Annotated in this window: 2 protein-coding genes; both read right to left on the bottom strand. The window is 47.8% G+C overall.

The window, feature by feature from the left end; genetic code table 11:
• Positions 1 to 59 precede the first annotated feature (59 nt).
• Positions 60 to 7,076, bottom strand: a complete 7,017-nt coding sequence (locus H6F44_RS02590) for an ExeM/NucH family extracellular endonuclease (RefSeq protein WP_190349361.1) — start codon at positions 7,074 to 7,076, stop codon at positions 60 to 62.
• Between the two features lie 367 nt (positions 7,077 to 7,443).
• Complete coding sequence (locus tag H6F44_RS02585) at positions 7,444 to 8,754, bottom strand: NACHT domain-containing protein (RefSeq protein WP_190349360.1); 1,311 nt, start codon at positions 8,752 to 8,754, stop codon at positions 7,444 to 7,446.
• Positions 8,755 to 8,840: the final 86 nt, after the last annotated feature.

Genomic DNA, 8,840 nt, shown 5'->3' with positions numbered 1-8,840 from the left:
GCATTAAAAAGCGGCGCTTCGCGCCGCTTTTTAATGCTTATTTAGTGCAAAGCACCGTGTTAACTAAATTTTACGGTGACGATCATGTCGTTGAAGTCGCGATCGCCGCCGTTGGGCAAGTCTTCAAAACCAAATACATTGCTGCTCAACATCCTGATGTGATCAAAGCCATCACTATTTGCGCCAAGGAAGGGGAAATAGATTTTCGGATCATTGCTAGAAATGGTGTTATCGGTGAGGGCATCGGGTCTGCCATTCACAATCATAAATGGCGCAAATAGTGAACCACCTTGGAATGTGCCTGTGAAGGAAGTGGTACTTTGATTGTTCACCGATAGGTCGATACCGCCAACCCTAACGCGACTGTCGAGGGCGGCGCGAATGTAACTATCGGAGTTACCTGCTAATACATCCACTTTGCCATCACCATCCAAGTCGATATCGCCTTTCTCATTGGCAATGCGATAGAAGCCAATGAAGTTATTGAAGGCGGCTTCACGATTGACGGTAAAGGTGGCGCTGCGTTGTCCCGTGACATTGCGTAAATCTAGTACTTCGCCTTCATTTTTATCTTGAAGATTAGCACCTAGAGGCAATACTTCATCAGTTGCTTCTGCTCTAACTACCAAATTATTGGCAGTGCCAGAGCTATCCTGCCAAGCGAGTTGGAATTGAGTGGTTCCCGTAACTGGGTTCAATTGCAATGTGCTAGGGGTCGCAAAGAGCAATTCTGACAATGGTGTGGAACCTTTACGCACGGCATCGGCAGTACTATTTTTGACCAAATAGAATCGTAGCCTCGTGTCGGTATTCAGTTCCAATAGGCTGGAGATATTGGTGGGACTGTAGCCTGTGGGGTTATTAGCGATCGCTGAGAAAGCAATTTTGCTGCGTTCTAAGGCTGCCTGTGCATAGCCTGTGGCATTGGGCGCGATGCCACTGATATTGCCTGCGGCATCATCAACGGTGAAGATGCCAAATTCGTTAACGAGGGTGGAGTTAACGCCAGCGATCGTAAACTTGAGGCGTTGTTTATCGCCACGTCCACTAATCCGCAATACATCAAAGATGCTGCTGTTGCCGATATTAGTTAACCTTGGTGTGGAAGGTATGAGGTCTAGTCCCACGATGACAGGATCGTGATCGGAGGTGCGGAAGGCATTGGGTTCAAATAGATTGTTACCCGTGGGCTTCGCCTCAAAGCTAGACTCACCCGCACCATCATCCACATTGTTGTTGTAGTCAAATACAGGTGATTCATCGGCGTTAATATGCCATTCCGCCGTACCGACCACTTGGGGGGTGAGGGCGCTATTGCTGAGGGCATGATCGAGATAGCCAAGCTGTCCACTAAATAGATAGCCGTAGGCTTTATCACCACCAAACTTTTCGGCAAGGTCGGTGTAACCTGCATTTTTGATTGTGCTGATGGGGGTTTCACCCTTGTATGCATTCAAGTCACCGATGATCAAATAATCGGCATCGCCCTGTTTGGTGGGGTCACTGGGAATCCAGGTATTGACGAGATAGTTAGCGGCTTTGGTGCGGGTATCGTTGAACTGTCCTTGACCATCATTTTGATCGATATCTGCACCTGTGGCATCGCTACCGCCCTTAGACTTGAGGTGATTGACCACCACGTTAAAGGATTCGCCAAAGTCGGCATTGTTAACATCAATTACTTTGAAATTCTGGGCGATCGCAGGACGGTTGCGATCAACAGGGGCATTATTAGGATTGACAAATTCGGGAGCCGTGAGGATGGCGGCGGCTCCTTGAGGCGCTAGGACTGCCTTTTTATAAATGAAGGCATTGGTGATTTGGTCGGTTCCGACTTTGCCAGTGCGGATATAGTCGTAAACTTCGCTGCCAAGGGCGGCATTGAGGCGGGTGACTAATTCCTTAACCGCAGGATTAGCGCTATCGCCATTATTCTCAATCTCAATTAAGCCAAAGACATCGGCATTGAGTTTGGTGAGGGCGGCGATTAATTTCTGATTTTGGCGATCGAATTCATCAACGCTATCAGCACCGCGTGGGGAGCCATTGCCACCAATTGTATCAATGGAATTGAAGTAATTGAGAACGTTGAAGCTCACCACTTTGACATTGCCACCAACGGCGGGAGGATTCTCAGGGCGAGGGTTTTCCACGGTGAAGGTGACGGGATTGCTTTGAGTAGGGCGAATCCGCCATGCGTCTGTGCCTGCTTGTCCCGCAAAAGACCAATGCAGCACGCCCGTGAGGTTGCTTACGGAGTCGCCGCCGCGATAGTAATTAGTGCCTTGAGTGCCAATACCGAAGCCATTGGGCTGTGGATAGAGGAACTTGCCACTGGGTAGGGGTGCGTTTTGGGTGTTGTTGTCGTCATCGAGAATGATGCGATCGCGGCTGAGTTGATCGAGAAACGCATTATATTCTGAGACAGTGGGCGTATTGTCGATATGGGAATATTGGAAAGGGCGCTGATTGGCATTGAGAACAATCTGACCATACCTTGCCACTTCAAAGTATTCCGATACATAGAGTTTGTCTACAAACTTTACTTTCATGCCTTCATATTGTTCATAGAAGGCGTTGATATTGCCTGTGGGCGGTAGGTCAATGGATGCAGGGGTAATGCGATTGAGATTATTGCCAGCATTGACGATCGCCAAACTGCCTGCGCTGCTGGCAGTAACTTGGGTCATGCCAAAGAATTCGCTGACTGTGCCTGTAACCCTGACAATTTGACCTTCTTGAACATCTAGGGGTGCATTTGTGCCTGTAAATACGAAGATACCTTCGGAGGTGCTGTTGTCATTGTCGCGATCGCTGTCTTCTTCTTGAATGAAAAAGCCGCGCAACTGATTACCCGCTTGGAAGTCAGCAACCACAACCCCCTCAATCGTCACCGATTGCCCATTGAGCGGACTAATGTCATTGCGTCCACTGGCGGCGGTTTGACTAGCGGCATTGCCTTGAATTTGATGGATTTTAATCGTGCCTAATGTGACTTCCTCGGTGCGGAACTTCTGGAAATTATCTTGGTTCAAATCCTTAGAGGCGGTGCTGTTGCCATACCAGAAGGTATCGCCATTATCTACTAATAGCTGAATCTTGCTGTCACCTGTGAGGTTGTCGGGAACAGTGACGATGCCCTCAAAACTGCCATTGGTATTCAGCGCGGTGAGATCGGTGGTTCGCAATAGGGGTTTGTCCGCAGGGTTGCCTGTCCATGTGTAAAGGCGAAAATCATTGGGGGCGCTGCTGGTGGCTGCACCCACGGCTCCTGCGATAATTACATATTGCCCCGTGCTGTTGCGCTCGATGCTGCGAATACCGCGTCCACCGAGGTCAAGCTGAATCGGTACGCCAAAGGTGGCGGCTCCTGTCGTACCGCCGTTGGTATTCAGAATCGTGCCGAAGTTGGTAACGGGAACGATGAGGGCTTTGGTGCGATCGCTGGTGGGTTCTAGCGGTGTGCGGAATGCCACATAGAGGCTATTGCCATCGGGAGAAGCGGTCAAGCCTTCAATATTGAAGCCATTGGCAACACTGACGGATACACCCGCCGCCGCACTTGCGCCCAGCCCTAGGAATCCAGCACCTAATCCGTGACCATTGGCATTGTCCCAAGCGATCAGGTCATCTTCTAAAAATTGATAGTAACCCGCAAAGGTGAGGGTGGTACTTACGCCCGTACCTGCAACGGTGGTGGCAAATAGGCGTTCGCGATTGGGCGCATCTTGAGCGCTAGAATTATTACCGTGGGAGCCAATCCAGTAGATCGTGTTGCCAATTCTTACGGAACCTTCGAGATCCACTTCTCCCGTTAGTCCTGCAACAGAGCCGAAATCAAAACTGGTAATTGGTGCGCCCGATTTGGTGCGATCGTACAGGCGAATGCGTTGATCCTCATCATCGGCAACCAACATATATTGATCGTCAATGGCGATCGCTGTAGAAGCATCACTAGTTCCCGTATGGAAGCGAGTCGTGGCGGGAGCAACGGAACCGAGGGAAGCGGCATAATTAATTTTGTAAGTGACAACATTATTGCCATCATTGACCGTTACGGTGATATCGGCAAAGCCCACACCCGTGGGCGTAATCTTGAGGTTGCGGGTTGCGCCTGTGCCACTCAAAACCAAATTGGCATTGGTGACGACCGCTTGATTGCTGCTGCTGACGGTGACCGCGAGATTGGTTAAGGCGGTGTCAGTATCAGCGATCGTAAAGTCAATGCCCAAGGTACTTGCAGGGTCAGTGGGATCGCCAATCACACCACTCAATACCCCTGTGCCTGTCGCCGCCAGATTAATTAAGGGCGAAGCGGTATTTTCAGTAATTGAGGGAACAGCACCCACCGCCACATCGTTATCGGTAATATTCACATTCACCGATGGAATGGTGATACCGTTGTAGCGGGTATCGGCGCTAGTAGCATTGTGGCTAATTACACCCGAATGAGCGCCTTCAAATAGGCTGTCATCAATGGCATTCACAGTCACCGTTTGCGCCACGTTCCAATTCGCCGCCGTGAAAGTGAGGGCTGTACTATTCACATTCAATTGAGAACTAGCCACCACATTTACCGTAACGTTAGCAGTGGGCTGGCTTCTCAATACCACTGTATAAGTATCCGTTGCTCCTCCTTCCGTAACGGCAGTATTGCCGCCCGACTGCGCGATTAAGATCGCAGGACTTGGCACAGCCGCATTGCTGTAACTGCCAGGGTTGCCCGTACCGCCACTGAGGGAATTGTAAGAATTTAGACCATCACCAACCGTTGACAAAGCCCATTGGGTAATATCGTTCTTGCCCAAATTGGTGGCTGTCGTCCAAGCGCTGACATTCTGAGTGCGCCCCGTGCCAATAAATCGGGTGCTATCACCATAGATCAAGCTATCAACAAGGGTTCCATTATTGTTAAAGATGTTAATCTCATCTTCACGTCCGAGATTAACCGTCAAACCGCCGATCACCTTGACCGTGGGTGCGAGTCCCCAATCAGCACGGAAAGCATCTGCCGCCGCTTCGGTAACGATGACCGATTCCCCCGCTTGCACGATGCCAAAGTCACTGAGGGAGAAAGTACCCGCAATCCTTGAGTCATCGTCATAGCTCCAACCCGTGAGGTCGATCGCCGTTGTACCCGTATTGGTCAATTCAAAGAATTCGCTGCCATTGCCATCATATTGATATTCCGTAATCCTGAGCGCGGGTGGGTTAGGCGCGGTGTCGTTGTCGCCAATGCTGACGCTGAGGTTGGGAATAGTACGGCTGCCATAGGTGGGATCGGTGCTGGTCACAGTATGGGCGATCGCACCACTATGGGGTTTAAACTCAAAAACGCTATCATCAACAGCGCGAACTGTAACGGTTTTGGCAGTGAGATCCGTCAAGCTTAGGGTGGCTGTAGTTGCAAAAATCACGCCATCGGTACTCACCAAGGTCTGTCCATCGGTGACGGTGAGATTAATATTGACAGCAGCCGTGGGTGTGGTGGTGAGGGCGAGGGTATAGGTATCGGTTGCGCCGCCTTCAATGACGCTAGTATTGCCGCCCGTTTGGGTTAAGACGATACTTGGCACAACCCCGATCGCATAGCGCCCAGGATTACCAATATCATTGCCCGTAGAAGTTACGGAACCTTGAGCATCACTAACTGTCGAAAGTTGCCATTTAGTCGCATCATTTAATCCCAAATTGGCAACACCTGTCCAACCGCTTACATTTTGGGTGCGAACGGAACCAGCTATCGTGGCATCATCATAGGTGAGGCGATCGACTAACTGATTATTTTGGTTGTAAATATTGATTTCATCGCCACGTCCTAAACCTTGATTAGAACCTGCAATCACTTTCACCGATGGCGCTAATCCCCAAGCGGTGCGGAAGTCACTGGCATTAGCCGCTTCCGTAAAGATCACTGATTCCCCAGCTTGGACAGTACCAAATGCACTTAACGAGAAGGAATTAGGGGTTCGCGAATTGTCGTCATAGCTCCAACCCGTGAGGTCGATCGCTGTATTACCAATATTGGTCAACTCCACAAATTCGCCATTTGCTCCTGAATACATATATTCAGTAATACGAATCTGAATCGTGGGCGCTGTTGCAGATTCATTGTCAGAAATATTGGCAACGACATTGGCAACGGCTAAATTATTGTAACTAGCATCAGTACTTGTAACTGTATGGGCTAATGTACCTGTGTGATTGCCTTCAAAAATCGCATCATCGATCGCCGTGACCGTGACCGTTTGCGCCACATTCCAATTAGCAGGTGTAAAGGTGAGGCTATTGGTATTAGCATTGAGTTGTGAACCAGCATTAATGGCGATCGCCACATTGGCGGTGGGTTGGGTATTAAGCACCACAGCGTAACTATCGGTCGCGCCCCCTTCAGCCACATCCGTAGAACCGCCCGATTGGGTAAGGGTCACACCCGCGCTACCTGCGGCTACCAAAGTGAAGGCAGTCGTACTAAACGGCACATCAGGGGGAATCCCATCAGCATCCTGATTGCCGCTACCATCTTGGGTAATCCAATTGGTGGGATTATTGATATCAGTTGAATATGCGCCAAAGCTAGATTTATTATTGCGTGAACCGTTAAAAGCAAGTACATCTTGCCCCGCCGTAAACTCGATCGCATTGACACCCGCCGTCAATCCTGTGCCTGTCAATAGCCCCGTTGTGTTACTCGTAAATCCGCTATTGGCGATCGCGGTTAAAAATACTGGATTAGCTGCATCCCCTTGATAGGCATAAACCGCCTCACCACTAGCACCAAGATTAGTATTCGTACCTCGACCAGTCACAGACTTCGCCACAGTGCCAGTACTAGCAGCAAAAGTCCCTGCCGAAATATTATCGATATTAACCACTGTACCTGCGGCAACAAGGGATGTGGCAGTCCAGCTATATGCGCCCTCGTTGGTGTCAACCCAACCAGTCCCATTCCATTCATTCTCTTCAAAAATGATGACTTCATTAGGGTTGATATCAACTAAAGCAACAAAACTGAGGTTGTCATTGCCATCCGCATTAAATCCAACAAATGCAATATTTCCTGCTGCCAGCGCCATGAACTAGTTCCTCTCAAGTGGTTTCTGAGTATAGCTAGGTAGAACTTACAGGGCTTTGCAATAACAGTTACTGTAATACTTTCTACTCTTCTAACCCTTTACAAGCATAAGTGCTTGGCGCTAGTGATTAGGTTAAAGAACTGTCAAGACTAAGTTAACGTTAAGTTATCTTGAAAAAGTTCTTGGCTCAAAACTAAAGCTAGTTTTAGCTGCCTAAATTCTAAAATTCAACCCGTTTCAACAGGCTTTAGCTTGCAGTCCACAATTTATTGCAGGGTATTTTGAATGTGATTCAACAATCAATCCAACAATAATTTATAAGCACTTTGCGCTTGTAAATTAGCGCTTGTAAATTAGCGCTTGTAAATTAGCGATTGCCTAAAATGCTGTATTCACCCTGAGGTAACAGCAAAGTTGATTCAATTTGACTCTTCACAATTGGACTCACATATTCAGCATTATTTAGACATTCCACCAGTAGCTTATTGGCATCATGGTATGAGCGCAAAACCTTGAGTTGATTGTCGCTAAATTTCCAATCCTGCGAGCCTTTACGATGCTGCATGATCAGACTTCGCAACTTTTTCGACCATTCCAACCCTTTAGATTGCCACCACTTAGCAAATTTATCGCGTTCTTTTTCTTTGAAAGGATCGGGAAGCTTTTGGCGCAAAAATTGGAGACCTTTGTTGAGATCTGGCTCTAAAGCACAGGCCAACTCCACAATCGGATGATTTGCAAAATATAAAGCTAAGTCCAAATTGAGCGCTAGATTGATGGTGTAATCAATATCGACATCAGTTTCCATTTGATTTTCAATTCCCATTGATTTTACACGGGCGCGTTCTAGGGATCGGGAATGGGCGATATCCAGAGCGCGAGCGCGATCTAGGGATCGGTTGTTTTCAAGATCAATGTCCAGATACAAAGCTCGGATGGTTACGGCTTTGTAAGGGGTTTGTATTTGGATAGATTGTTGATTTACCCAAGTCAAAAAAGATTGCAAATGAGCATCATTGACTACAATCTCATCAATTTTGCGCTTCATTGTCTGCAACATCCGATCTGCTTTTGGGAAAATGCTAATCGTCATCACAATTACTCCATGCCAACGTTTGAGATGAATTCGATCAAGGAGATATTTTTCGGCGATCGTGGGGTTGCTGTTGGCAATGCGGTAAGCAGCGAGATAGTTGTGAAGGGCTGTATGGGTCATGCTATGGACTCCTTTAGCACATTCCACCAAAAGGCTATGCTGCCATCTAAAGATGTCATACAGGTGATCGCGATCAATTGACAAATGGGATAGAGTGCGGCTGGAGCTGAGGCAAGATTGCAAATCTTCAGTGAGTTGGTTGTTTTGCCAGATATAGCCATGGAGATCGAGGGAGACGATCGCCACATAGGACAACAAGTCCTGTTTTTGAATTACCGACAGAAACTGGTTGGTTGGCGTAGTTTGTGTGGACAAACATTTAGTTTGTTCCCATTGCTTCAACAGTAAGTTGAGTAAGTCCTGATAGAAATTATTTTTTATATATTCGTAATTATTAAAATAATTGCAAAGGTAAGTTAGGAATAGTGGCTTGGTGGCAACTTCGGCAATGGATTGATTTGTCGTAATCAGTTGCTGGAATTTTTCTAATTTTTTAGACTTGTGAGGCTGAGGGGGTGACAAAGACATCTAAAACGTAGCCGTGACAAGCTGCATAGCCCTCTTACCTCGTTGATAGTAGGTTAACTTATTGGGAGCTAGTTTCAATA

Origin of the sequence: Pseudanabaena cinerea FACHB-1277 (assembly GCF_014696345.1) — a bacterium.
In the GTDB taxonomy this organism is placed as follows: domain Bacteria; phylum Cyanobacteriota; class Cyanobacteriia; order Pseudanabaenales; family Pseudanabaenaceae; genus Pseudanabaena; species Pseudanabaena cinerea.
This window is presented reverse-complemented; position numbering and strand designations above follow the sequence as displayed.